The sequence below is a fragment of the Pseudomonas sp. AC169 genome (assembly GCF_979258515.1).
The window spans coordinates 6,566,942-6,592,681 of sequence record NZ_OZ409866.1 but is presented as its reverse complement, the minus strand read 5'-3'; the positions used below and the strand labels follow the sequence as shown (position 1 = coordinate 6,592,681).

23 protein-coding genes and 1 tRNA gene are annotated in these 25,740 nt (G+C 60.4%); 13 read left to right on the top strand and 11 right to left on the bottom strand.

Features of this window, described 5'->3' with window-relative positions:
- The first annotated feature begins 1 nt into the window (after window position 1).
- From ACZZ0G_RS29390 to ACZZ0G_RS29360, 7 genes are all read left to right on the top strand, one after another.
- On the top strand, window positions 2-1,843 hold the full coding sequence (locus ACZZ0G_RS29390) for an ABC transporter ATP-binding protein (protein ID WP_463558657.1): 1,842 nt from the start codon (window positions 2-4) through the stop codon (window positions 1,841-1,843).
- Entirely contained in the window at window positions 1,840-2,148 is a 309-nt protein-coding gene (locus tag ACZZ0G_RS29385; RefSeq protein ID WP_463558656.1) for a (2Fe-2S)-binding protein, read from the top strand. Before ACZZ0G_RS29390 ends, ACZZ0G_RS29385 begins: the two co-directional genes overlap by 4 nt.
- On the top strand, window positions 2,130-3,506 hold the full coding sequence (locus ACZZ0G_RS29380; RefSeq protein ID WP_463558655.1) for an FAD/NAD(P)-dependent oxidoreductase: 1,377 nt from the start codon (window positions 2,130-2,132) through the stop codon (window positions 3,504-3,506). Before ACZZ0G_RS29385 ends, ACZZ0G_RS29380 begins: the two co-directional genes overlap by 19 nt.
- A complete protein-coding gene (locus tag ACZZ0G_RS29375) occupies window positions 3,503-4,657 on the top strand; it encodes an NAD(P)/FAD-dependent oxidoreductase (protein ID WP_463558654.1) in 1,155 nt (384 codons plus the stop codon). The genes ACZZ0G_RS29380 and ACZZ0G_RS29375 overlap by 4 nt, the downstream gene beginning before the upstream one ends.
- Complete coding sequence (gene argE / locus ACZZ0G_RS29370) at window positions 4,654-5,811, top strand: acetylornithine deacetylase (RefSeq protein WP_463558653.1); 1,158 nt, start codon at window positions 4,654-4,656, stop codon at window positions 5,809-5,811. The genes ACZZ0G_RS29375 and argE overlap by 4 nt, the downstream gene beginning before the upstream one ends.
- 161 nt (window positions 5,812-5,972) lie before the next feature.
- Window positions 5,973-7,430 carry an NAD-dependent succinate-semialdehyde dehydrogenase gene (locus ACZZ0G_RS29365; RefSeq protein ID WP_463558652.1) on the top strand — a complete coding sequence of 486 codons (1,458 nt, stop codon included), beginning with the start codon at window positions 5,973-5,975 and terminating at the stop codon, window positions 7,428-7,430.
- Between the two features lie 26 nt (window positions 7,431-7,456).
- Window positions 7,457-8,536, top strand: a complete 1,080-nt coding sequence (locus tag ACZZ0G_RS29360) for a tartrate dehydrogenase (protein ID WP_463558651.1) — start codon at window positions 7,457-7,459, stop codon at window positions 8,534-8,536.
- A gap of 120 nt (window positions 8,537-8,656) precedes the next feature.
- On the opposite strand, the gene ACZZ0G_RS29355 is transcribed toward ACZZ0G_RS29360, so the two are convergent.
- Window positions 8,657-9,583, bottom strand: a complete 927-nt coding sequence (locus ACZZ0G_RS29355; protein ID WP_463558650.1) for a 2-hydroxyacid dehydrogenase — start codon at window positions 9,581-9,583, stop codon at window positions 8,657-8,659.
- Window positions 9,584-9,854: 271 nt separating this feature from the next.
- Between ACZZ0G_RS29355 and gabT the strand changes: the two genes are divergently transcribed.
- From gabT to ACZZ0G_RS29340, 3 genes are all read left to right on the top strand, one after another.
- Window positions 9,855-11,147 carry a 4-aminobutyrate--2-oxoglutarate transaminase gene (gabT, locus tag ACZZ0G_RS29350; protein WP_463558649.1) on the top strand — a complete coding sequence of 431 codons (1,293 nt, stop codon included), beginning with the start codon at window positions 9,855-9,857 and terminating at the stop codon, window positions 11,145-11,147.
- A gap of 95 nt (window positions 11,148-11,242) precedes the next feature.
- On the top strand, window positions 11,243-11,899 hold the full coding sequence (locus ACZZ0G_RS29345) for an HAD family hydrolase (RefSeq protein WP_463558648.1): 657 nt from the start codon (window positions 11,243-11,245) through the stop codon (window positions 11,897-11,899).
- A gap of 44 nt (window positions 11,900-11,943) precedes the next feature.
- On the top strand, window positions 11,944-12,432 hold the full coding sequence (locus tag ACZZ0G_RS29340; protein ID WP_016987783.1) for an Lrp/AsnC family transcriptional regulator: 489 nt from the start codon (window positions 11,944-11,946) through the stop codon (window positions 12,430-12,432).
- 33 nt (window positions 12,433-12,465) lie between these two features.
- Here ACZZ0G_RS29340 and ACZZ0G_RS29335 read toward each other — a convergent pair whose 3' ends face one another.
- From ACZZ0G_RS29335 to ACZZ0G_RS29310, 6 genes are all read right to left on the bottom strand, one after another.
- Window positions 12,466-13,389 carry a LysR family transcriptional regulator gene (locus ACZZ0G_RS29335; RefSeq protein ID WP_463558647.1) on the bottom strand — a complete coding sequence of 308 codons (924 nt, stop codon included), beginning with the start codon at window positions 13,387-13,389 and terminating at the stop codon, window positions 12,466-12,468.
- A gap of 93 nt (window positions 13,390-13,482) precedes the next feature.
- Window positions 13,483-14,193 carry an SDR family NAD(P)-dependent oxidoreductase gene (locus tag ACZZ0G_RS29330; RefSeq protein WP_150694962.1) on the bottom strand — a complete coding sequence of 237 codons (711 nt, stop codon included), beginning with the start codon at window positions 14,191-14,193 and terminating at the stop codon, window positions 13,483-13,485.
- A 47-nt stretch (window positions 14,194-14,240) separates the two neighbouring features.
- On the bottom strand, window positions 14,241-14,897 hold the full coding sequence (locus ACZZ0G_RS29325) for a DsbA family oxidoreductase (protein WP_463558646.1): 657 nt from the start codon (window positions 14,895-14,897) through the stop codon (window positions 14,241-14,243).
- Window positions 14,894-15,109: a tautomerase family protein gene (locus tag ACZZ0G_RS29320; RefSeq protein ID WP_463395899.1), complete on the bottom strand. Its 216-nt coding sequence runs from the start codon at window positions 15,107-15,109 to the stop codon at window positions 14,894-14,896. The genes ACZZ0G_RS29325 and ACZZ0G_RS29320 overlap by 4 nt, the downstream gene beginning before the upstream one ends.
- 168 nt (window positions 15,110-15,277) lie before the next feature.
- On the bottom strand, window positions 15,278-15,973 hold the full coding sequence (locus tag ACZZ0G_RS29315) for a tRNA (adenine(22)-N(1))-methyltransferase (protein ID WP_463558645.1): 696 nt from the start codon (window positions 15,971-15,973) through the stop codon (window positions 15,278-15,280).
- A gap of 123 nt (window positions 15,974-16,096) precedes the next feature.
- The gene (locus tag ACZZ0G_RS29310; protein ID WP_463558644.1) at window positions 16,097-17,146 is read right to left on the bottom strand and encodes an NAD(P)-dependent alcohol dehydrogenase; all 1,050 of its coding nucleotides are present in this window, start codon (window positions 17,144-17,146) and stop codon (window positions 16,097-16,099) included.
- Between the two features lie 188 nt (window positions 17,147-17,334).
- Between ACZZ0G_RS29310 and ACZZ0G_RS29305 the strand changes: the two genes are divergently transcribed.
- Window positions 17,335-18,261: a Gfo/Idh/MocA family protein gene (locus ACZZ0G_RS29305; RefSeq protein ID WP_463558643.1), complete on the top strand. Its 927-nt coding sequence runs from the start codon at window positions 17,335-17,337 to the stop codon at window positions 18,259-18,261.
- A 79-nt stretch (window positions 18,262-18,340) separates the two neighbouring features.
- Here the strand turns inward: ACZZ0G_RS29305 and ACZZ0G_RS29300 are convergent, their stop codons facing one another.
- Entirely contained in the window at window positions 18,341-19,279 is a 939-nt protein-coding gene (locus ACZZ0G_RS29300; protein WP_463558642.1) for an AraC family transcriptional regulator, read from the bottom strand.
- Between the two features lie 11 nt (window positions 19,280-19,290).
- Window positions 19,291-20,124 carry an oxidoreductase gene (locus ACZZ0G_RS29295; RefSeq protein ID WP_463558641.1) on the bottom strand — a complete coding sequence of 278 codons (834 nt, stop codon included), beginning with the start codon at window positions 20,122-20,124 and terminating at the stop codon, window positions 19,291-19,293.
- A gap of 295 nt (window positions 20,125-20,419) precedes the next feature.
- Between ACZZ0G_RS29295 and ACZZ0G_RS29290 the strand changes: the two genes are divergently transcribed.
- Window positions 20,420-20,494 (top strand) — tRNA-Lys (locus tag ACZZ0G_RS29290).
- Window positions 20,495-20,519: 25 nt separating this feature from the next.
- Window positions 20,520-22,805: a hypothetical protein gene (locus ACZZ0G_RS29285; RefSeq protein WP_463558640.1), complete on the top strand. Its 2,286-nt coding sequence runs from the start codon at window positions 20,520-20,522 to the stop codon at window positions 22,803-22,805.
- 72 nt (window positions 22,806-22,877) lie between these two features.
- Here the strand turns inward: ACZZ0G_RS29285 and ACZZ0G_RS29280 are convergent, their stop codons facing one another.
- The gene (locus tag ACZZ0G_RS29280) at window positions 22,878-24,143 is read right to left on the bottom strand and encodes an NAD(P)/FAD-dependent oxidoreductase (protein WP_463558639.1); all 1,266 of its coding nucleotides are present in this window, start codon (window positions 24,141-24,143) and stop codon (window positions 22,878-22,880) included.
- The gene (locus ACZZ0G_RS29275) at window positions 24,133-25,725 is read right to left on the bottom strand and encodes an aldehyde dehydrogenase (NADP(+)) (protein ID WP_463558638.1); all 1,593 of its coding nucleotides are present in this window, start codon (window positions 25,723-25,725) and stop codon (window positions 24,133-24,135) included. Before ACZZ0G_RS29275 ends, ACZZ0G_RS29280 begins: the two co-directional genes overlap by 11 nt.
- Window positions 25,726-25,740 lie beyond the last annotated feature (15 nt).

Here is a 25,740-nt window from a genome sequence, read left to right as displayed (position 1 = left end):
AATGAGCCAATTGATTCGAGTCGAAGACCTGCGGGTGGTCGCGTGCGGCGAGCGCGGTGAAAGCGAAATCGTCAAAGGCGTGAGTTTCGCCTTGGAAAAGGGCGAAGTATTGGCGCTGATCGGTGAGTCCGGGTCTGGCAAAACCACCATCGCCCTGGCCTTGCTCGGGTACGCCCGGCGTGGCTGCCGGTTGTCCGGCGGGGTGGTGCAGGTCGGTGAGCACGACATGCTGGCCCTCAGCGAAAAAGAACTGCAAAAACTGCGCGGCAACCGTGTGTCGTACATCGCGCAAAGCGCGGCGGCGGCGTTCAATCCGGCAAAAAGACTGCTCGATCAAGTGGTGGAGGGCGCATTGATTCACGGTTTGGGCACCCGTGCGGTGCTCGAGGCCAAAGCCATCGCGTTGTTTCGCGACCTCGCATTACCGAACCCTGAGCGCATTGGCCAACGTTATCCGCATCAGGTGTCGGGCGGGCAATTGCAACGGGTGATGGCGGCGATGGCGCTGATCAGCGATCCGTTGCTGGTGGTCCTCGATGAACCGACCACCGCCCTCGATGTGACCACCCAGATCGACGTGTTGCGGGCCTTCAAGCGAGTGGTTCGCGAACGGGGTGCGACCGCTGTCTACGTGTCCCACGATCTGGCGGTGGTGGCGCAAATGGCTGACCAGATTGTGGTCCTCAATGGCGGCCAGATATTCGAACAGAGCGCTACCGCGCCGTTGTTGAAGGGGCCGTCCCATGAATACACCCGCAGCCTGTTGGCCGCCGCGCGCCCGGACACCTCGATCCGGCCACCCTGCGGCATTGCTGAAGAGCAACCGCTGCTGACCATCAAAGGCCTGACCGCAGGCTACGGCAACAAGAACACGCACGGCATGCCGGCGATCCGCGTACTGGAAGACATCGATCTGACCGTGCGTCGCGGGCAGGCCATCGGCGTGATCGGTGAGTCCGGTTCCGGCAAGTCGACGCTGGCGCGCGTGGTGGCGGGGTTGCTGTGTCCGGCGCTGGGCGGGTTGACCTTCGATGGTCAGCCACTTGGCGGCTGCCTGTCCGAGCGCACCGATGAGCAGTTCCGACGGATACAGATGGTCTTTCAAAACGCCGATACCGCGCTTAACCCGATGCACAGTGTCAGCACTATCCTCGGTCGACCCCTGAAAATGTATTTCGGCCTCAAGGGCGCGGCGTTGCACGAACGAATCGGCGAACTGCTCGATCTGGTGCGTTTGCCCCGAACCCTGGCCGAACGTCGGCCGAATGAACTGTCCGGCGGGCAAAAACAACGGGTCAACCTGGCGCGTGCGCTGGCGGCAAAACCGGACTTGATCCTGTGTGATGAAGTGACCTCGGCACTGGACACGGTGGTGGGTGCGGCGATTCTCGAACTGTTGCGCGATCTGCGTCAGGAACTGGGCGTTTCGTACCTGTTTATCAGTCACGACATTTCCACTGTGCGCGCGCTGTGCGACGACATTGTGGTGATGTACAGCGGCCATAAAGTTCAGGCCGGAACGCGTCAGGCGTTTGCCCAGCCGCCGTTTCACCCCTACACCGACTTGTTGATTCATTCTGTCCCGGAACTGCGTCAGGGCTGGCTGGAGAACTGCGGCACGACGTGTGGGGAACTGCCGCCGGTGGGGGCCAGATCCGACGAACCGGAACTGTGTACGTTTTTGAACCGCTGTCCGGTTCGGGTCGATGGTCTGTGCAATCGCAGCGCGCCGCCGCGTCGCAGCATTGACGGCGGCAGTGAAATTCTCTGTCACCACGACAGCGTCGAACTGCTGAAAACCCAGCGGGATGTCATCAATCTGAGTCAGGGAGCCTACGCATGAGCGGGCGTTTTGTAAGGCTGGCCGAACAGGGGCGACCTAGCGTCAACCTGACGGTGGATGGTGCGCAGGTGCAAGCGTTGCAAGGTGACACGTTGATGGTTGCCGTACTGACTCAGGGCAATGCCTTGCGTCAATCGGAGTTTGATTCAGGTCGGCGCGCCGGGTTTTGCCTGATGGGCGCCTGCCAGGATTGCTGGGTCTGGACGCGCAGCGGCGAGCGTTTGCGCGCCTGTTCCAATGAAGTGCGTGAAGGCCTGGACATTGTCACCACGCAACCGGAGGCAAAATGGCCATTGCACGCATAGTCATTGTCGGCGCCGGGCCTGCGGGCATTCGTTGTGCCGAAACGCTGGTGGCGGCCGGTTTCAAACCGACGCTGATCGATGAAAATCGCCGCGACGGCGGACAAATCTATCGGCGCCAGCCCGAGGGTTTCACCCGCGACTACGCCACGCTGTACGGTAGCGAAGCGCATAAGGCGCAAGACCTGCATGAGAGCTTTGATCGCCTGCGCGAGCAGATCGACTATCGCCCGGACACCCTGGTGTGGAACCTCACGCCGGGACAATTGTGCTGCGTCAGTCAGGGCCGGCACTCGACGCTGGATTACGACGCGTTGCTGCTCTGCACGGGGGCCACTGACCGGCTGATGCCGATCGAAGGCTGGCAACTCGCGGGCACTTACAGCCTTGGCGGTGCGCAGATTGCGCTCAAGTCTCAAGCGGTGTCGATTGGTCGCAGCGTTGTGTTCATGGGCAGCGGGCCGTTGCTGTATCTGGTTGCCAGTCAGTATGTGAAAGCCGGGGCGACGGTGGCCGCGGTTCTGGACACCTCGCCGCTGCACAAGCGCATCGGCGCACTGCCGAAATTGCTCGCGCGCCCCGGCGTGCTGTTGACCGGGATGAAATTGTTGACCCAGTTGTACCGGGCAAAGATACCGGTGCATCTCGGCGTCGAGCCGTTGCAGGTACTGGGTGATGCAGCCAGCGGCGTCAGCGGCGTGCGGATACGCACCGGTAAAGGTGAAACGCTGAGTCTGGATTGCGACGCCGTGGCGTTGGGTTATCACTTGCGTCCGGAAACTCAGCTGGCGGATCTGGCGGGATGCCGGATGGCGTTTGACCAAGCGTCCGGCCAGTGGTGGCTGGAGGTCGACGAAGCGGGGCGCACGTCGGTCAGCGGTGTCTACGCTGCCGGCGACGGCGCGAAAATTCGCGGTGCCGATGCGGCTGAGCACGCCGGGCGACTGGTGGCCATGGCCTTGCTGGAAGATTTGAACCAACCGGTAAACGCCGGTCTGCGTGACCAGCAACGGCAGGCGCTGGTGGTGATGGATCAGTTTCGTCTTGGCTTGGCGCAAGCCTTTCCCTGGCCTGCGCAGCAAGCCGCAGCGTTGCCGGACGCTGCCATTGTCTGTCGGTGCGAAATGATCAGCGCCGGTGAGCTGCGCCGCACTGTCAGCGAGAAGGGCGCCTGTGAGGTCAACCGTGCCAAAGCGTTCAGCCGGGTCGGCATGGGCCGCTGTCAGGGCCGTTATTGTTCCCAGGCCGGGGCCGAGGTGATCGCGGCAGCGGCGGGTGTGAGCGTGCAGCAGGTCGGTCGACAACGCGGCCAGGCGCCGGTCAAACCGCTTTCGATGTTCACCGAGGAGGTGTCGCCATGACTGTTGAAAAAGCTGATGTGGTGATTGTCGGCGGTGGCTTGATGGGCTCGGCGGCAGCGTTTTTCCTGCGTCGTCGCGGGCACTCGGTGATCCTGCTTGAGCGTGACCAGATCGGCCAGTACGCCAGCGGTGTCAACTTCGGCAACGTCCGTCGTCAGGGCCGCTATCTGGGGCAACTGGAACTGGCCAACCGTTCATGGGCATTGTGGAAGCGCTTGCCGGAACTGATCGATGACGACCTGGAGTTCATCGCCAGCGGGCACATGCGCGTGTGTTATCGCGACGACGAAATTGCCGAACTGGAGGCGTATGCCGACGCGCCGGAAGCAGCGCAACTGGATCTGCAAATCTACCGTGGCAAAGCGTTGCATGAGCGCTTTCCCTTCCTTGGCCCGGACGTCAAGGGTGGCTCTTACGCCCCGCACGATGGCCACGCCAATCCACGCCTGGCGGCACCGGCATTTGCCCGGGCAGCACGGCGTCTGGGGGCGCGGATCGAAGAACAGACTGAAGTGGCCGAAGTGCAAAAGGTGGCTGGCGATTTTCGCGTCAGCACCACCGATGGCCGCCAGTTCAGCGCGGCACAGTTGTTGATTACTGCCGGTGCGTGGGGGCAGAAGCTGTCGCAACAGTTCGGCGAGCCGGTGCCGCTGGACACCCACGGCCCGCAAATGGCCGTGACCGAGCCGGTGCCGTACGCGTTGCCGACGGTGATTGGCGTTTACACCAAAATCGCCGAGGAAGTGATCTATTTTCGGCAGATTCCGCGCGGCAACATCGTCATCGGTGGCGGCTACCGCAGCAAGCCGGACATGCTCAATCGCCGCGCCTATTTCGAGCCGCGCAGTCTGCTCAATCAGATGGAACAGATGCGGCGCCTGCTGCCAGGTGTCGGCAATCTGAACATCATCCGCGTCTGGAGTGGCATTGAAGGTTACCTGCCGGACTCCTTGCCGATCATGGGACCGAGCGGCACGGTTGACGGTTTGTTCTATGCCTTCGGGTTCTGCGGTCACGGCTTCCAGCTCGGCCCTGGCGTGGGTGACGTCATGGCCGAACTTATCAGCACCGGCAGCACCAGCACTTCGATTGAACCGTTCTCCATCCGCCGGTTCGCCACCCTGACCGAGCAACGGAGCAAAGCCTCATGAAGCCGCGCGTACTGGAAATTCTCAAGCGTCTGTTGGCGTTCGACACAGTCTCTTCGGAGTCGAACATGGCCCTGATTGATTACGTCCGCGAATTGCTGCTGAGCAAGGGCATCGAGTCGCTGATCGTCAAAGACCAAACCGGCAGGAAAGCCAACCTGTTCGCCAGCACCGGCCCGCAAGCCTTGCCGGGTATTCTTCTGTCCGGGCACACCGACGTCGTGCCGGCGGCAGGGCAGGCGTGGACGCTTGAGCCGTTTCAGGCGACGCTCCAGGACGGGCGAATTTACGGGCGCGGCAGCTGCGACATGAAAGGGTTCATTGCCTTGGCCATCGACGCGATGCTCGACGCTGCCGACCATTCGCTGAACCGGCCTTTGCAACTGGCATTGTCCCACGACGAAGAAACCGGCTGCGTCGGTGTGCGGCGCTTGCTCGACGTTTTGCATCTGGCCCCGGTGCGCCCGTTTCTGTGCCTGATTGGCGAGCCGACCAACATGCAGTTCGTACTCGGGCACAAGGGCAAGGGCTCCTATCGCACCTACTGTCGTGGCCTGGAAGCGCATTCCTCACTGGCGCCTCGCTCGGTCAATGCGATTCACGTGGCTTGCGACTTTATCGCCGCACTGCGCGACAGTCAGCGCCAATTGCAGGAGCAGGGCGCACAGGATACCGATTACGACGTGCCTTACACCACGGTGCATGTTGGTCAGATCGGTGGCGGGCGCGCCCTGAACATCGTGCCCAATCTGTGCACTCTGGACTTCGAGGTGCGCAACTTGCCGGCCGATGATCTGGACCAGTTTCTCGCGCAGATGCAGGAGCGTGCCGAGCTGATCGTGCGCGAGGCGCGTTTACTGTCGAGCGTCGCCGCCATCGAGATCGAAACGCTGAACGTCTATCCTGGGCTCGACACGCATCCGAGTGTAGAAGCCGTGCGTTTTCTGAAAAACTTCGCCGCGCCGGGTACCGGTGTGTCCAAGGTGTCTTTCGGCACGGAAGGCGGTTTGTTCAAACAGCGTCTGGATGTGCCCGTGGTGGTGTGCGGGCCGGGTTCGATCGAGCAGGCGCACAAGCCCGATGAGTTTATCGAGGTCAGTCAGATGGAGGCTGGGGAACGCTTTCTTCAGGGATTACTGGGGTCGCTGAAACAATGACGGTGCCTGTAGGTGCGAGCCAGCTCGCGCCTACAGGGTTTTGTGTTGATCTGCTGTTGCGGCGAAAATTTCAGCATCCGACGCCGTCCTCAAAGCGCTTTCAGCATCCTCCCCCGCAGTACCTCCCTAGACTGGAGCATGTCTCGAATCAGGACTCGACCATGCTCACGAATCGTTTGAAAGACCCCAGCCTTTTGGCAGAACTCGCTTATATAGACGGGCAGTGGATCGGCGCCGATGACGCCGCGACCCTCGACGTTATTGATCCGGCCAGCGGTCAGTTGCTTGCCCGGGTGCCGGCCATGCAAGGCACGGAAACCCGCCGCGCCATCGAGGCCGCCGACAAGGCCTGGCCAGCCTGGCGTGCGCGCCCGGCCGCCGAGCGCGCCACTTTGCTCGAGCGTTGGTATCAGGCCATGGTCGACAACCTCGATGATCTGGCACTGATCATGACCTGCGAACAGGGCAAGCCGCTGAACGAGGCTAAAGGCGAAATCCGCTACGGTGCCGGGTTCGTCAAGTGGTTCGCTGAAGAGGCCCGCCGTGTCTACGGCGAAACCATGCCGGCACCTGGCGGCGACCGTCGGCTGCTGACCTTGAAACAACCGGTCGGCGTCTGCGCGGCGATCACACCGTGGAACTTCCCCAATGCGATGATCACCCGAAAATGCGCGCCGGCGCTGGCGGCGGGTTGCCCGATCATTGTCAAACCGTCGGACCTCACACCGTTGTCGGCGCTGGCGCTGGCGGTATTGGCAGAGCGTGTCGGTATTCCGGCCGGTGTGTTCAATGTGGTGACCGGAATGCCCGCCGGCATTGGCGAAGAGCTGACCGGCAACCCGACAGTTCGCAAGATTTCCTTTACCGGCTCGACCCCTGTAGGCCGTTTGCTGATGCGCCAGAGCGCCGAGCACATCAAGCGTTTGAGTCTGGAATTGGGCGGTAACGCGCCCTTCATTGTCTTCGATGACGCCGATCTGGAGCAGGCCGTGGCCGGGGTCATGCTCAGCAAATTTCGCAATGCCGGCCAGACTTGCGTCTGTGCCAACCGCATCCTTGTGCAAAACGGCATCTATGAACGCTTCGCTCAGCGACTGGTGGAAGAGGTCGGCAAGCTCAAGGTCGGTAATGGCCTGGAGGCTGACGTCACGATTGGCCCGCTGATCAACCCGGCCGCGGTAAACAAAGTCGCGCGGCACATCGACGATGCGCTGACCCAGGGCGCGCGCTTGCTCTGTGGCGGCATGCCGGATGCCAGCAGCCAGTTCGTGCAACCCACCGTTCTGGGTGATGCCCATGCCGGCATGCTGCTGGCCAACGAAGAAACCTTCGGCCCGGTGGCGCCGTTGATGCGGTTTGACGATGAGGCGCAAGCGCTCGCCCTGGCCAATGCCACGCCGTATGGCTTGGGTGCCTACTATTTCACCCAGGATCTGCGCCGCTCCTGGCGGTTTGGCGAAGCGCTGGAGTTCGGCATGGTCGGCCTCAATACCGGAATCATCTCCATGGAAGTCGCGCCGTTCGGCGGTATCAAGCAATCGGGGCTAGGCCGCGAGGGCAGCAAGTACGGCCTGGATGAATACCTTGAAGTCAAAGCCTTCCACATCGGCGGGCTGTAATTCACATGCATGGGGAGGCAGGTTCAATGAGCAAGGCATTCAAGATCGCCGCGATTGCCGGCGACGGCATTGGCAAGGAAGTGTTGCCCGAAGGTTTGCGTGTGCTGGAGAAGGCTGCGAGCAAATGGCAGTTGGACTTGAACATTGAAGTTCTTGAATGGGCCAACTGCGATTACTACCTGGAGCATGGGCAGATGATGCCCGATGACTGGTTTGAGCAGCTCAAGGGCTTCGACGCGATTTATTTCGGAGCGGTCGGCTGGCCGGACAAGGTGCCCGATCACATTTCGTTGTGGGGATCACTGCTGAAGTTTCGCCGTGATTTCGACCAATACGTGAATATCCGTCCGGTGCGCCTGTTTCCCGGTGTCCCGTGCCCGCTGGCCGGGCGCGAACCGGGCGACATCGACTTCGTGGTGATCCGCGAGAACACGGAGGGCGAGTATTCCTCGGTAGGCGGAAAAATGTTCGAAGGCACCGAGCATGAGTTCGTGCTGCAAGAGTCAGTGTTCACCCGTCGCGGTGTCGACCGAATTCTGAAATTTGCCTTCGATCTGGCCCAGACCCGCCCGCGCAAGCGTCTGACGGCGGCGACCAAGTCCAACGGCATTTCCATCAGCATGCCCTACTGGGACGAGCGCACCGCGTTGATGGCGGCGAACTACCCGCAAATCACCTGGGACAAGCAGCACATCGATATCCTCTGCGCACGGTTCGTCTTGCAACCGGATCGGTTTGATGTGGTCGTGGCCTCGAATCTGTTTGGCGACATCCTGTCCGATCTGGGGCCAGCGTGTGCCGGAACCATCGGCATTGCGCCTTCGGCCAACCTCGATCCTGAGCGCCGTTTTCCCTCGTTGTTCGAACCCGTGCATGGTTCGGCGCCGGATATCTACGGGCAGAACATTGCCAATCCGATTGCGATGATCTGGTCCGGTGCGTTGATGCTCGATTTTCTCGGCAACGGTGATGAGCGTTATCGGGCCGCGCATGACGGGATATTGCGGGCAATCGAGCAGGTGATTGCCGACGGCCCGATTACCCCGGATCTCGGCGGAAAAGGCGCGACGCAAGACGTCGGTAAAGCTATCGCCGACATCCTTTAAGTCCACATCAATTCAGCTTGGGGGGGAGCGAGCCTGCTCGCGAAAGCGCTGTCAGCCCAGAGACGATCAACTGACGATGCGCATTCGTGAGCAGGCTCGCACACCGGGTTATTGATGTTTTCAGTAACCCTGCTGGCGGTCGATCTGGCCCGCCATTGGCTCCCCGCGCTCAAACCGGCGAATGTTTTCCAGCAACACCGCAAATGCGCTTTGCGGTTGCGTCATCGCCGCAATGTGCGGCGTCAGCAGAATCTTTGGATGCGCCCAGAACGGATGATCTGCCGGTGCTGGTTCTTCCTGTAATACATCAAGCACCGCGCCACTGAGCTGTCCGCTGTCCAGTGCTTGCAACAGATCCTTTTCCACCAGATGCCCACCACGGCCCATATTGATCAGCGCCGCACCGTGCGGCAGTTGCCGGAACACGTCACGATCAAGAATCCCTTGGGTCTGTTCGGTCAGCGGTAACACGCACAGGAGAATGTCGCACTGGCTGAGAAACGCCGACAGTTGTGCGTCACCCGCGAAGCAATCCACCCCGGCAATTTGATGGCGGCTGCGTGCCCAGCCTTTCAACGCGAACCCCAGCGGCTGCAACGTTGCCAGAATCTGTTGCGCCTGCGCACCGAGCCCCATTACCCCGACCCGCCGTGTGTGCGCCGGTTGCAGCATGTGCGCCTGCCAACAACGCGCGATTTGTTGCTGACGGTAACGCAGCATGTCGCGGTGCAGGCTGAGCACGGCGAAACTGGCGTACTCGCACATGCCACGGGTGATGCCGGGATCAAGCAGGCGCACCACCGGCAGGCTGGGTGGAATGCGGCTCAGATCCAGTTGGTCGACACCGGCCGACAGCGCGAACAACACTTTCAGGTTTGGCAACAGCGCAGCCAGATAGTCCGGCGCTTGCCACGCAGCCAGGTAATCAATGTCGGCTGGATCGCCGATATTAGGCCAGGCGCGCCATTCGATGTCCGGGGCGTGTTCGGCGAACAACGCTTGCCACTGTTCGCCGCGTACAGGGTCAGCTTTATAAAGCAGGGCCATGAGCAATTCCTGAAAGGGGTAGGTGCTTTCATGATCGCGCAATGCCGGCGCAGGATCTGTCGAAAGCGTCAGTGCAAACGGTCTGCGTCACGCTCGATGAACGCCACGGCGGCAGATTCGGCGGGCTGAAGGAATCTGCCGTTTGGCAGGGTCAAAACAGTCGATCCGAATTTCTCAGGGGGGAAGTTCGGCGTAGTTCGTTTCGCGCAAGCCTTAATCTGAACACCATCGCAACCACCTCCAGGTTGCCGGACTCACGATGGGAAATGCCATGAATAGCAAAGTCGACGACACCCCTCATTTGCTCCGTCAGCGCGATCAATTCGTGCCGCGTGGCTTGGTTACCGCTCACCCATTGGTGATCGATCGCGCCCAGGGCGCCGAGTTGTGGGACGTGGACGGCAAGCGCTACCTGGATTTTGTCGGCGGCATCGGCGTGTTGAACATCGGTCACAACCATCCCAAAGTGGTGGCGGCGGTGCAGCAGCAATTGCACAAGATTTCGCACGCCTGCTTCCAGGTGGTCGCCTATCAACCTTATCTGGATCTGGCCCAGCGCCTGTGTGAAATGATCGGCGGCCAGCAGGCCTGTAAGGCCGCGTTTTTCACCTCCGGCGCCGAAGCGGTCGAGAACGCAGTGAAGATCGCCAGGGCTCATACCGGCCGTTCGGCGGTGATTGCCTTTCGTGGCGGCTTCCATGGTCGTACCTTGCTGGGCACCACGCTGACCGGCATGAGCCAGCCTTACAAACAGAACTTCGGCCCGTTTGCACCGGAAGTTTTTCACACGCCTTACCCGAATGCCTATCGCGGCCTGACCAGTGACATGGCGCTCAAGGCCCTCGAGGAACTGTTCGCAACGCAAGTGGCGCCTGAGCGGGTGGCTGCCATCATCATCGAACCCGTGCAAGGCGACGGCGGCTTTCTTGCGGCACCGGCCGAGTTCCTCCAGGCCCTGCGCGCGCTGACCGAAAAACACGGCATCGTGCTGATTCTCGATGAAATCCAGACAGGGTTCGGCCGCACGGGCAAATGGTTCGGTTTCCAGCACGCGGGCATCCAGCCTGATCTGGTAACCGTGGCGAAAAGTCTGGCCGGTGGTTTGCCGCTGTCGGGGGTGGTCGGTAAAGCGGCCATCATGGACGCGCCGTTGCCCGGAGGTCTGGGTGGTACTTACGGCGGCAACGCGTTGTCATGCGCAGCGGCGCTGGCCGTGATCGAGGCCTTTGAAGAGGAGCAGTTGCTGGCACGCGGCGAGGCGCTGGGCGAGCACTTGCGTCAGGGCTTGTTGCAGTTGCAGAGCCGTTACGCGCAAATCGGCGACGTGCGCGGTACCGGTTTCATGCTAGCGATCGAGTTGATCAAGCCTGACGACGCGCGTACCCCCGATGCGGATCTGAATCAACGCTTGATCGATGAGGCGCGCAAGGGCGGCTTGCTGGTGATCAAGTGCGGTGTGCACCGCAATGTTCTGCGTTTTCTCGCGCCACTGGTGGCCACGCCGACGCAGATCGACGAGGCCTTGCAGATTCTCGAAAGCGCCTTGGCACGCGTCTTGAACTGAGTGCCTGTGCGCCCGCAGCGGTGCGCCAGCGCATCGCTTGTGAGCATTTGTGGAGCATGGACGGATGGAATGCATCATTGGAGGCTTCGCACGCCATGGGACTGATTGATTATCGAGCGTTGCTCATTGATTGCGATGAAGCGCTGGTCGACCGCGACTCGGGGGTCTGGACGGCATTGCTACCGCTGCTGGTCAGTCGGGGTGGTCATCCGGACAAGGATCAGGTGCTCGCTGAATACCGTGAAGTGCTGCATGTGCTGTATCCGCGTTTCGCTGAGCTAGGCTTCAGTGGCATGTTGTGTTTCGCCCATCGTCAACTCGCCGAACGCTGGGGCTTGAATGCCAGTTGGGAGGAGGGCATGAGCTTTGCCCGGTCGGTCGCGGCATGGTCATTGTTCGAAGACGCGCCAGGTGCGATGTTGTACCTGCGCAAGTTCTACCGCCTGCTGGTTCAGGGCGACCGCGATGCCGAAGATCGTGGTCCGCTGTGCGAGCGTTTGGGGATCAATGCCGACGACTTCATTTCATTGGCCGACGCACCTTTGCAGGATGCCAATTGGCTGAGCGCCAACGCACTGGCACCGGGCGACATTCTCCATATCACGCGCGCCGGTGCGCGCCGAGGGGCGGAGAATGACGTGTGCCTGATCAGTCGTGATCGCGGCAGGCAACCCACGCCCTGCTCGGCGCAATACTGCATCAACAGCATGGCGGACCTGGTGACTCAGCATCAGCTGTCATTACGGCGCTGATTTTGCTAGAAGATTGTCCTACAAATGGCAGTCAGAGGTATGCAATGGAAGGGATAGTAAAACTGGACCGCATCGACATCAGCATTCTGGTCGAGTTGCAGAAGGATGGCCGCATGACCAACGTCAGCCTGGCCGATGCCGTCGGGCTGTCGGCCAGTCCGTGTCTGCAACGGGTCAAGCGACTGGAATCGGCGGGTTATATTTCCAGCTACAAAGCGCACCTGAATCTGGCGAAGATCACCGACTCGGTCACGGTGTTTACCGAAATCACCTTGAGCGATCACAAACGCGAGGATTTCGCCAAATTCGAATCCAATATTCGTTTGGTCGACGAAGTGCTTGAATGTCATCTGATCAGCGGCGGCTACGATTATCTGGTGCGCTTCATGACCCGCAGCATCCAGCATTATCAGGAAGTGATCGAAAGCTTGCTGGACAAAAACATCGGCATTTCCAAGTACTTCAGTTACATCGTCATCAAGTCGCCCGTACTCAAGGATGGCGTGCCGCTGCGCAAGTTGCTGCGGCATTGAACAGCAGTGACTGCCATCAAGTGGGCCGCAGCGCTAAGTCCCGGCCCACTCATCACGAAACTGCAACAGAAAATCAACAAACGCCCGCACCCGTTGCGGCACATACCGGCCGTGCGGGTAGAGCAAGGTGTAAGGTCGCGAGCGCCCGACATACGGCTGAAGGACTTCGACCAAGCTGCCGTCCGCCAGCTCCTTTTCGACAATGAACTTGTAGGTCTGAAAGACCCCGGCACCATGCTTGGCCAGCGTGACGCCGCCGAGCACATCGTCTGAGCACGAGTAGCCGCCGTCGGAGATCACTTCACGGTCCTCGCCGTTTTCCTGGAACAGCCAGGAGATCCGCCGCCCGCTGCTGGGCAGTTCGAACTGAATGCATTCGTGTTGCACCAGGTCTTCCAGCGTCTTCGGTGTGCCAGCCTTTTTCAGGTACTCGGGGGAGGCGACCACCACCAGTTTTGCGTCCTCCAGCAGCCGCGCGACCATGGTCGAATCCGGTTGCGCGCGGACGCGGATCGCCAGATCGTAGCCTTCGCCAACGAAGTCGATATTGCGGTTGCCCAAGTGGATGTCGACGGTGACGTCGGGATACAGCGCGCGAAATTTCGGCAACAGCGGCAGGATGCGGTGATGTCCGTAGGTGGTGGGCAGGCTGATGCGCAACTGTCCGGACGGTGAGGTCTGCGCGCCCATGACTTCCTGTTGCGCTTCGACCAGTTGGGTCAGTGCCTGACTGCACTGGACGAAAAAGTTTCTGCCGGCATCGGTCAAGCGAATGCTGCGGGTGGTGCGGGCAAACAAGCGGGAGCCCAAACGCTTTTCGAGGCGAAGAATCGACCGGCTCACGGCTGCCGGCGTCACACCCGCGAGTTGCGCGGCGGCGGTGAAGCTGCCCGCCTCAGCGGCAAGACAGAAGAGTTCGATACTGCCCAATTGCAAGTCATCAAAGTGGCGCTTCATGTAAGTACACCGAGGATCAACTGACGGTTCATTCTCAGGCTTATCTCATGAAGCGGCACTGCCGGTACATACCGGCAGTGCTGCGGGGAGGTGTCAGTGGCCAGCGCTTTGACCACCGTCGACATGGAGGATTTCGCCGGTCACGAAGTTCGCACCGTCCAGGTAAAGGATCGCTTGCACGATGTCATCGATCTCGCCCATATGACCCACCGGGTGCAGGCTGCCGAGGGCGGCGTGAGTCTCTTCACCGTGCATCGGCGTTTTGATGATGCCCGGTGAAACCGCGTTGACCCGAATGCCGCGCTTGGCGTACTCGATGGCCAGGGACTTGGTCGCTGCGTTGATGCCACCCTTGGTCAGCGAAGCGAGCACCGACGGTACGCCGTCAATCGCGTGGTCGACGAGGCTGGTAGTGACGCTGACGATGTGGCCGCTGGCGTTTTTCTCCATTTCGGCAATGGCCAGTTGCGAGATGTGGAAGAAGCCGCTCATGTTGGTCGCCACCACTTGTGCGTAGTCTTCCTTGCTGTATTCGGTGAAAGGCTTGGCGACGAATATCCCGGCGTTATTGACCAGCGTGTCGATGCGTCCGAAACGTGCGACGGCTTCGCGAATCACACGTTCGGCGGTCTGCGGGTCGGCGATGTCACCGGCGACGGCGAGAATATCCGGGTCGGTGGACGGTTTGATCGAGCGGGAGGTCGCGACAACCTGATAGCCGCGCTCACGGAACCCCTTGACCAGGCCTGCACCAATGCCTTGCGAGGCGCCGGTAATCACTACAACTTTCTTGGACGTGCTCATGATGTTTCCTCTGCAATCTGAATGGTTTGAAAAACGAAGTTCGGGTGTCAGGCGTGAGCCGCAACCTGTGCTGCCTGACGTAACGCTTGCTCGTAATAAGCGACGGACTGGGAACCGGGGATGACCTGTTTGTCATCGAGGACCATGGCCGGAACCGAGTCGATGCCGCGCTGCTGGTAAAACCGTTCAAGTTCGCGCACGGCCTGGCTGAACTCAGCGTTGGCCAGCACCTCTTGCGCACGCTGACTGTCGAGCCCGACTGCGCCTGCCAGCATCACCAGCGTGGCGTGGTCATTCGGGTTCATGCCGTCAGTGAAGTAGGCCTTGAGCAAGGCTTGCTTCAACTCACGCTGACGTCCTTGTGTGGCGGCCCAGAACAGCAGTCGATGGGCATCGAAGGTGTTGTGGAAATGGCTGCGTTTTTCCAGGTCAAAGTGAAAGCCGATCTGTGTGCCGCGTTCGATGATCATCGCGTTGCGATCCGCCACTTGCTCGGCACTGCGCCCGTATTTGCGCATCATGTGCTTGATGGCGTGTTCACCTTCGGCGGGCATGTCCGGATTCAGCTCGAACGGTTTGTAGGTCAGTTCTACGTCGACTTCGCCTGCCAGGTTCCGGATCGCTTGCTCCAGAGCAGTGGCGCCCAATGCGCACCAGGGGCAAACGACATCCGAGACGAAATCGATTTTCACTGTACGGCTCACGACTGCGAATCCGTTAACTGTTGGCGATACTCGGTGGTGGTGATGCCGGCGTAACCCCAGTTATCGGTGTCGACTTCCTCGATCACGATGTGGGTGAGTTTTGGATCCTTGTGCAGCACCCGCTCCATCGTTTCGGTGATTTCCTTGATGACCTGGGCTTTCTGCTCCCGGGTCACGCCGTCACGGGTGATACGTACGCTGATGAAAGGCATTTGGGGTATCTCCAGTCGCTGGCCCATCGGAGTGATGGGCGGCTGTTGGAGAGGACTTTAGGGGGAGGGCGGGAATTGATAAATGGGGCTTGAGGTACATCATTTGTGATGTGGTGTATCAAATGCAGATGTGACAACCCACTGCATTTCTGTGTGAAACGCTGGCGCTCAGGCCAGCAGTTCGCTAATCCAGCGGGCCTGTCGGGTGATGTCTTGCAGCTTTTGCTCGGGCAGGTTGTGCTGCGTGCGGGCGAGGTGGCTCAGCGTCTTTTGCTTGTGGCGAAGCTTGTGCTGCCACTTGCTCAGGAACGCGGGGCTGCGGGTCTGCATCTGCAAGGGGCCGAAGTACAGCTCCTTGTCGGTATAGCTCACCGGTTCAGCACGTTCGGCGACGATGATTTCGTAATCGAAACGGTTTTCCCGCAGTACTTCTTCGCTGAGGATGCGGTAGCCGTTTTCCATCAGCCACTGGCGCAAGGGTTGTTCGCCGCCGTTGGGTTGCAGGATCAGACGTTCCTGGCCGCTGAGGTGGACTTTGCCGCTGTCGAGGATGTCGCGGATGGTCTCACCGCCCATGCCGCAGATCGTGATGGCGGTGATCCCGTCGTCAGGTTTGATCGCCGCCAAACCATTGGCCAGGCGCACGCTGATGTGCTGTTGCAGATCATTCTCGCGCACGGTGCGTTCAGCCGCGTGGAATGGCGTCACCGCAACCTCGCCAGCCACCGCCGCTGTAATCAAGCCACGACGCATCAGCGCCACCGGCAGATAGCCGTGATCCGAGCCGATATCCGCCAGCCGTGCACCGGCCGGTACGTGGGCAGCCACGCGCTCAAGGCGCATGGACAATGTCTGTTCGTTCAACGGCAACCCCTTGATGGCAGGCAAAGGGGTGCGACTCTGGCGAGCAACGCCGGGCCTGTCAAATCCCGGCGACGGAATTGAATAGCCAACTGGCAACACCAGGCTGCCAATCGGCGTTTGGGCTCAGCCCGCCAGTGTCGCGTTGTCGATCACGAAGCGATATTTCACGTCACCCTTGAGCATGCGCTCGTAGGCGTCGTTGATCTGGTCGGCGCGGATCAGTTCGATGTCGGAGACGATGCCGTGCTCGGCGCAGAAATCCAGCATCTCCTGGGTTTCAGGAATGCCGCCGATCATCGAACCGGCAATCGCGCGGCGCTTCATGATCAGGTTGAACACGTTCGGCGACGGGTGCGAGGTGGCCGGCGCCCCGACCAGGGTCAACGCACCGTCACGCTTGAGCAGTACGAGGAAGGCATCGAGATCGTGCGGCGCTGCGACGGTGTTGAGGATCAGGTCGAAACTCTTGGCGTGTGCGGCCATTTCTTCGGCGTTGCGCGACACCACCACTTCATCGGCGCCTAGCGCTTTGGCCGCTTCGCGTTTGGATTCGGAGGTGGTGAAGGCTACAACGTGGGCGCCCAAGGCGTGGGCCAGCTTGATACCCATGTGGCCAAGGCCGCCGATGCCGACCACACCGACTTTCTTGCCGGGGCCGGCGTTCCAGTGGCGTAGCGGTGAGTAAGTAGTGATGCCGGCACACAGCAGCGGCGCGACGGCGGCCAGTTGCGCTTCGGGATGACGGATGCGCAGCACGTAGCGTTCATGCACGACGATGTTTTGCGAATAGCCGCCCAGCGTCCAGCCCGGTGCATCCGGGGTCGGGAAGTTGTAGGTGCCGATCATGCCGTCGCAGTAGTTTTCCAGACCGCTTTCGCAGTCATCGCAATGTTTGCAGCTGTCGACGATGCAGCCGACGCCGACCAGATCACCGATTTTGTAGTCCGAAACATGGGCGCCAACAGCCGACACGCGACCGACGATTTCGTGCCCCGGTACGCAAGGGAATTGTGTACCGGCCCATTCGGCGCGCACCTGGTGCAGGTCGGAATGGCAGATGCCACAGAACGCAATGTCGATCTGCACATCATGGGCGGCCGGCGCGCGGCGGTTGATCTGCATCGGTTCAAGGGGTTTGTCGCCCGCGTGGGCACCGTAGGCTTGTACAAGCATGGGAACATCCTCGATCGGTTTGTCGTAAGGCATTGTTTCTTTTCCGGCGCTGCGGGCACTAGTGCATTCCTGTGCAATCCTTGCCTGATCCTGTGCGTTGTTGTGACATTGCGCGGACAGACGCTCGTGGCGTTTGCAGGTAATCTCCCGGTTCACTGACGACAACAAAATCAAAACAGGAGTCATTGATGCAACCAATCCGTCTCGGTCTGGTGGGCTACGGCAAGATTGCCCAGGATCAACATGTCCCGGCAATCCTCGCCAATCCCGCATTCCGCCTGGTCTCCGTCGCCACCCAAGGCAAGCCTTGCGCTGGCGTGGAAAACTTCCAATCGTTGAGTGAGTTGCTGGAAAACGGTCCGCCGGTTGACGCGATTGCCTTCTGCACGCCGCCGCAAGGTCGTTTTGCGCTGGTGCAGCAAGCGCTGGCCGCCGGCAAACACGTGCTGGTGGAAAAGCCACCGTGCGCCACGTTGGGCGAGGCAATGGCCTTGGTCGATCAGGCTACAGAGCAGGGCGTCAGTGCCTTGTTTGCCTGGCATTCACGCTACGCGCCCGGTATTGAAGCCGCTCGCGACTGGCTCGCCACGCGCACCCTGCAAAGCGTGCAGATCGACTGGAAAGAAGACGTGCGCAAGTGGCACCCCGGCCAGACCTGGATCTGGCAACCCGGCGGCCTCGGGGTGTTCGATCCGGGCATCAATGCCTTGTCGATCGTCACTCATCTGCTCAAGTTGCCGCTGTTTGTCGAATCAGCTGAGCTGCGTGTCCCGAACAACTGCCAGTCGCCGATTGCCGCTTCGATCAGAATGTCTGACGCCCGCCGCCTCGATGTGCGCGCGGAGTTTGATTTTGACCATGGGCATGATGAGCTGTGGAGTATCGAGGTCCGTTGCGCTGAAGGCGTGTTGCGCCTGGACAACGGCGGAGCGTTGTTGAGCATCGACGGTGTCCGCCAGGCCGTGTCGGAGGAGAGCGAGTACGCGGCGGTGTATCGGCACTTTCAGCAGTTGATTGGCGACAAGGCCAGTGATCTGGATGTCCAACCGTTGCGCTTGGTGGCGGACAGTTTTTTTGTCGGCAGTCGGGTGTTGGTCGAGGCGTTTTACGACTAGTACAGCTTCAGCGCTCACCGCCACCCAAATCGAAAAAAGCCTGCCCTCAAAGCAGGTTTTTTCGTTTGTGGCTTGTCCGTTAATGCGACGAAACATACTCCGACGCTGTGGTCGGCAATGGCAGTGCATACGTCGCTTTCATCCATTCGATCTCGGCTTGTGGCGTCCTGCCGAAGAAGCGTTTGAACTCACGACTGAATTGCGAAGCACTTTCGTATCCCACGTTGAAGGCTGCTGCTGACGCCGACATGGTTTGGCGCAGCATCAACAGGCGCGCCTGATGCAACCGCGTCGACTTCAGGTATTGCATGGGCGAAGTATCGGTGACGCTGCGAAAATGCAGGTGGAAACTCGGCACGCTCATGCTGGCTTCATGGGCCAGTTGCTCGACATCGAGTCGCTGCTGATAACAGCTATGGATCTTGCGGATCGCGCGAGTGACTTTGCCGAAATGTCCCTGCCGGTTGAGCGCCGCGCGCATGGAGCCACCTTGCTCGCCGGTGAGGATGCGGTAATAGATCTCCCGCAGCAGCGACGGCCCGAGGATCTGCGCTTCGCCGGCAATGCTCATTGCTTCCAGAAAACGCAGGGTTGTCGCCCGCAGCGAAGCGTCCATGGGCGAGGCGTACATGCCTTTGGGCGGGGCATCGCTTGGGCCATGCACATCATCCACTTGCAGCATCAACTCGCTGGCCAACTGAAAGTCGAGGTGCATGTAGATGGCAAGCATCGGCTCGGCCTCAGTAGCGTCGGTCTCCATGGTGAAAGGAATAGGCACCGAGACCACCAGATAGTGCTGTGCGTCATAGACGTAGGTGTCCTCTCCCAGATAGCCGCGTTTACGGCCCTGGCAGAGAATCACGATGCCGGGGTCATACAGCACCGGCGTGCGCGTCAGTGGCCGATTCGAACGCAGGAAACGTACGCCGTCGAGGGCGCTGAGGTTGTAGCCCTCAACCGGGGCGAGGGCCTTCATGAGCTGCACCATGCGCGCGGTGCTCGCATCGACCTGCGTCATCACGTCCTCTCTCAATGATCGGTGGACCGGCTCAGCGCTTCCCACTGGTCAATCTCGCTGGCTGCATTTTTCAGTTTGTCACGGACCAGATTCAAGGCGTCGCTCCCCAGAAGCAAGTGGGCTGGTGGTGCGGGGCTGACGATGATTTGCAGCATTGCTTGGGCCGCTTTTTGCGGATCGCCCAGTTGCTGGCCGCTTTTCTCTTCGCGGGCTTTGCGGATCGGGTCGAAACTGGCGTCATAGTCGCCAATGCTGCGCGCAGTACGTTGCATCGAACGGCCCGCCCAATCCGTGCGGAACGAACCCGGTGCCACGGCAGTAACGAAGATATTGAACGGCCGCAGCTCCTTGCTCAAGGTATCGGAGATTCCTTCCAGCGCAAATTTGCTCCCGCAGTAATAGGCGATGCCCGGCATGGTGATGGTGCCGCCCATGGAGGTGATGTTGAGGATGTGCCCCGCACGGCGTTGGCGGAAAAAGGGCAGGAACGCTTTGATCATCGCCACCGCGCCGAACACATTGACGTCGAACTGACGACGCATGTCTTGCAGCGGTGATTCTTCGAAAACGCCTTCGTGACCGTAACCGGCATTGTTGACCAGCACATCGACGGGGCCATGAGTGGCTTCGACCTGCGCCACGACGCTGTCGATCCGCTCAAAATCAGTGACGTCCAGCAGCACGCCGTAAGCGTTGTCCGGGGCCAGCGCCTGGAAGTTTTTCAAATCGGTTTCATTGCGCACAGTGCCGATCACGCGGTGGCCGTTGGCAATGGCTTCTTTGGCCAGCGCATGGCCGAAACCGCTGCTGACGCCGGTGATGAACAGGGTTTTAGCGTGAATCATGTTGAGCTCCCATTGGGTCAGGTCTGAGTCCATGGTAGCGATCAGCGAACGAGGCACCTATGCCGGTTTATCTTCGAACATTGCCTATTCCTATTGGGCTGAATTTCTACAACGGTTGCCATTAAATATAAAACAGGCTGCCTTGGCGCAGACGCCTCGATACGAGGTCAAGAGTGACAGGATCGGCTCCCAAAGATAGTAACGGCGTACTCATTTCAGCCTGTGCGAGGGAATTGTCTCGCAACAGACACCGGCTTCACATTCCTTCGAGGCTGGTCGACAATGCGCGCTCTGTTCCGGGGTAGTTCAGCGGTGGAACACTCGGCTCTTAACCGGGTGGGCGCTGGTTCGAATCCAGCCCCCGGACCCATTACATTGCAGGGTCACAAGGAAGTATGTCCAGGCACGACAGTGAGTTCGGCGAGCACGGTGGCGTGGGTGCCGGTTATGCGGCGTTCCAGCTCTCCCGAGCGTTGACCGCTTCACAGCGAGATGCTGACCAGCAAGCACGCGATCGAGTCGAGCGCTGGTTGCGGGTATTCGAACATCTGAAGCAGGGCAGCGCACAGTACGGTTCACGCGTGCCATTCGCCGATTTGCCGCAGTGGGTCACGCTGGACGTGGCGACGGGTGGATTTGCCACCGGGCAACTTCTGGCCGGTGGCGCTTTGACTGACTACGAGCGCCAGTTAGTCGCGTCGATCCCCGGCATTCGTGCCGGTCATGAACGGTTCGATCTCAACGTCTGGCACCTATCGGATGCGGGCATCGCAACGCTGCAAGAGCGTTTGATTAACGGCACCTATCAAATTGATGTTCCGGAGGAAGCCGCCCTGCTGGCAGTGTCATGGCTTTTGCGGCATCAGCGTGCTGACGAGGCGCGAACGCTGATCGAGCAGATCGCGCCTTTCTTTGATCGCCTACGCTTCTTCCCGAGTGCCTTGGACGAGCCGCCGATTTCTACGGCTGAGGTGCATGTTTTTGATAGCGCCAGTGTCAGGCAGCGACTGGCCCGGCAATTGCCTCAACCGCGTGTGGCCGTTCAAAAGCATGTGGTTGAAAATCGTCTGCCTCTCTACGACGCTGCGGTATCACTGTTTCTTTTGACCTATCAGGATGGCTGGCCTTGCCGACACTATCCTGAAGGCTGGTTCGAACGCGCAACGGCACTCGACGAGCAGATCGCTCTAACCTGTAGCGCTGAACGTCGCAGCAACAGTCCCTTCGAGACCCGGGCGGCGGAACTGTTTGCGTTGCTCGATCATTGTTTGCGCGATCAAGCATCATTGACGGGTCGCCAAGTCGGTCGCATCCGACGCATCGTTGATGACTTTGTTGCCAAACACGGGCATCCCGAATCTGTCGCACATTCCCTTAAACGGGCAGATCAGCGCCATCATGTGGCGGCCCCCGGGCATCATTTGATTGCCCGTGCTGTCTCGGAGCGTTTGGCAAATTATCCGGGGTCGGACGGCGTCAGTGACTTTTCGCCGCTGCTTGAACCGATCACCGATGAAGAGGCGAAGCGTCATCGGCTGCCCTTTGGCTGGATGATCCCGCCTGCTGTGCGTCGCCGCCTCGAGCGTTGCCGCAAGGGAACAATCGCCGAGTTGATTGACCATGGTTTGATCTCATCCGCGGATACCGTGGCGCAGGTTCTGCCAGCAATGACGGCGCAAATCTGTAGTTCCGTATACCGGGACGGGATACTGCAGTCGTTGGCGGGGGCGACGTATCGTGCTTTCCGTCGTCGGCGCTCGTTACTGCTGCTCAACCTGCAAAGTCAGGTCAAAATTGCCGAGCTACCGTGGGTCGCGGCTTTAGAGGGTGAGCGTGAGGCGAGTGCTATCTCCGCCGCGGGTGCCAGACAGGCGTTGGTCGAGGCCTCTGCAATGACCCTGTCGGCGTTTCCGCAGGCCATTCTTCCGAACAAGCTACTGCAGGAGTTTGTTTCACTGGCTGAAACGGCGAAGCTGAATCTTCCTTTCGTCGATGAGGTGGCGGCTGACATTTTTATGGGCGCGTTCTCCAACAAGTTCACGAGAGCGGCCAGGCAATCGGCCAGATTTGTAGCCGGAACGCTTTACGCTCGTTATTACGACATTGATACGGATGGCCTGGCAGGCCTTCCCGATCAGCGCCGATCTCGGCGCAGAAGCAACAGCCGTGATGCGTTGGCGACGCTGTGCGCACAGCGGGCAAACGCCACCTTTGGCACGTGGCGGCCAGCGGTCAACGGTACGATCCTCGAACAGCAGCAGATTCTGACGACGCAAAACCTCGCGCTCCTGTTCGGCGAACTGAACCTGAAAACACTGCTGCATCATCGTTTAGGCGCGCTGGCGCGGGCGTGCTTCGAGTGGATTTGCAAGCGGCAACAAATGCACATCACGTATTACCATGCGCGTCTGGTGATGTTGAAGAACACGGCGTATGCCTGGCGTCAGATGATGTTTTACTTGTCGATGCTGGATGGCGAACTGTTGCGTGCTGCGCTCGACAGCCTCGAGTCGCATTTCGCAGCGCAGTCCAGCGAATTCCGCGAAAGGTTTCTGCCTGCCATGATTGGGTTGCGTATTGCCGCTGCCGGGCATCGGCTGACCTTGAGCCGTCAAAAAGATGAGGGCGCGAGGGTTTTTCTGGGATGGACCATTGAGCGACATTGGTTAATGCCTTTGTAACGTCTGCCGATCTGCCCGTGCGCGGCCACAAGCCTGCGCCGGAAAGCAGACTTGTGGATCAGAGACTTTCATTCAGAAACGATCGAGCTTGTACCGTTCGTTGAGTGGCAGCCTACAGGCCTCTTTTGCAGTCGCTGGCAAAACCATCCGCACCACCATCTCCGCCGTTACCGCCGCCTGCGTCAGCCCCAGATGCTGATGCCCAAATGCAAGCAACACCTTGCCCTCACAGACCTGATCAATCACCGGCAGCGAATCCGGCAATGACGGCCGAAAGCCCATCCACGGCGTCGCCGCTTCAGCATTCAAATTCTTGCGAAACAAGCCCTGACTCAACCGGTGCAACTGCCACGCGCGCTCCATGCTCGGTGGCTTTTCCAGTCCGGCAAACTCGACGGTGCCGGCCAGGCGCAAGCCTTCGGACATCGGCGTCATGATGAACTTGCGCTCCAGCGAGGTCACGGGGAAGGGCAGTCGGTTGTGCTCCTGCGGCAGCATCAGGTGATAACCGCGCTCGGTGTCCAGCGGTACTTTTTTGCCGGTGAGGGCGGCGGTGAGTTTCGCTGAGTGGGCGCCGCAGGCGATCAGCACGCGGCGAGCAGTCAGACCACCATTGCCGGTGATCAGCGAAACGCCGTGTTCCTGCACGTAACCGCCCTGAACCTGTTGCTGGACAAAACTCACACCACTGGCCTTGGCTGCTTCGACCAGTTCACACACCACGCGATACGGATCAATGAAATGCCCGGTGCGCGGGAAGAACAAGCCGCCCTGAGTCTGTTCGCTGAGTTGCGGCGCGGTTTCGCGTATGGCGCCGGCCTGCCAGAGGTCGACCGGCACCTGCTGCTGATGCAGTCGAGCCTGTAATGCCTGGATTGCCTGACGCGATTCGGGACGTTCGAACACCAGCAACGAGCCATCGATCTTCAGCAAGTCTGGCCGCTGGATATCGGCGAGCAAGCGCTGCCAGGCCTCAAGACTGCTTTCATTGAGCGCGCGCAAGCCTGCCACGGTGTTTTGAAAAGGCGCCGCGCGCAGATTCAGCAGTAGCCGGGTGAACCATGGCAAGGCGCGCGGCAGGTACTTCCAGTCCAGCCGCAACGGTCCCATCGGGTCCATCAGCATGGCTGGCAGACGTTTGAGGATGGACGCGTCGGCAATCGGAAACACCTGCTCGGTCGCCAGATGCCCGGCGTTGCCGAACGAGGCGCCGTGGCCGGGTTGCTGCTGATCGATCACCACCACGCGCAAACCCTGGCGAGCCAGACGCAGTGCGCAGGCGACGCCGATGACCCCGGCGCCGACCACGGCGATGTCGTGGGAGACGTTATTCGCCATGGCGCTGCGCTTCCCTTTGCCCATCCAGCAGACGCCGCAGTTGCAGCGGATTGGCCTGTTTCAGTGCGGCGGGCAACAAGCGGTCGGGGAAGTCCTGATAGCACACCGGGCGCAGGAAACGCAGGATCGCTGCTGTGCCGACCGAGGTCGTGCGCGCGTCGGACGTGGCCGGGAATGGTCCTCCGTGCACCATCGCGTCACACACCTCGACCCCGGTAGGCCAGCCGTTGACCAGCAAGCGGCCGGCCTTGCGCTCCAGGGTCGGCAGCAATGCGCGAGCCTGCTCCAGGTCTTGGTCATCCAGATGCAATGTCGCGGTCAACTGGCCTTCCAGATGTTCGGCGACCTGGTGGATTTCCGCCTCACTGCTGCATTGCACCATCAGCGCTGCCGCACCGAAGGCTTCGGCTTGCAGGTGGTGATCGGCGAGAAAGTCAGCGGCCTCGGTCACGAATACATGGGCCTGAGATTGGTTCGGGCCATTGCCGATCTGACCAACGCCCGCGATGTTTGCATTGGCATTCTCGGTCAGCGCATTCACGGCAGACTCATAAGCACTGAAGATGCCCGGTGTGAGCATCGTTTGCGCGGGGCTGCGTCGAATGACTTCGGCGGTGGCGGCGATGAACTTGTCCAGCGCTGGTCCTTTCAGCGCGATCACTAATCCCGGGTTGGTACAGAACTGGCCCGCGCCCAATGTCAGTGAAGCCACAAACCCTTCAGCCAATGCCTGGGTGCGATTGTCCAGCGCCGCTGGAAACAGCAGTACCGGATTGATCGAACTCATTTCCGCGTACACCGGAATCGGTTCGGGCCGCGCTTGCGCCGCTTGAATCAGCGCCAGACCGCCGTTGCGCGACCCAGTGAAACCCACTGCTTTGATTCGTGGATCAGTGACCAGCGCAATGCCCACTTCGCGGCCGGAACCGTACAGCAACGAGAACACGCCTTCCGGCAAACCACAGGCTTTTACCGCCCGAGCGACCGCGCGGCCGACCAGTTCGCTGGTGCCGGGGTGCGCACTGTGCGCCTTGACGATCACCGGGCAACCGGCGGCGAGTGCTGAGGCGGTGTCACCGCCCGCCACCGAAAACGCCAATGGGAAGTTGCTCGCGCCGAAGACCGCGACCGGCCCCAGCGCGATCTGACGCTGACGCAGATCCGCACGCGGCAGCGGTTGGCGTTGTGGCTGCGCGCTATCGACGCGCACATCCAGCCATTCACCAGCGCGGACCGTGCGAGCAAACATCCTTAATTGCTGGCAGGTACGCCCGCGTTCGCCTAGCAGGCGCGCGCGCGGCAGGCCGGTTTCGGCGTGGGCACGGTCGATCAGTTCATCGCCGAGGGTTTCGATTTCATCGGTAATGCTTTCCAGGAATTCGGCGCGGACATTCAGGGTTGTCTCGCGATAAACGTCGAACGCTGCCCAGGCCAGGGCGCAGGCCTGTTCGACATGCTCGGCCGCTCCACCGGCGTACGCCGGTTCCAGGGTTTCATTCGTGGCCGGATTGATCCCTCGAATGGCGCTGCGATTGCCGGCAATCGTGTGCTGTCCGATCAGCATGTGGCCCGTCAAAGTCATGGTGTCTTCCTGATA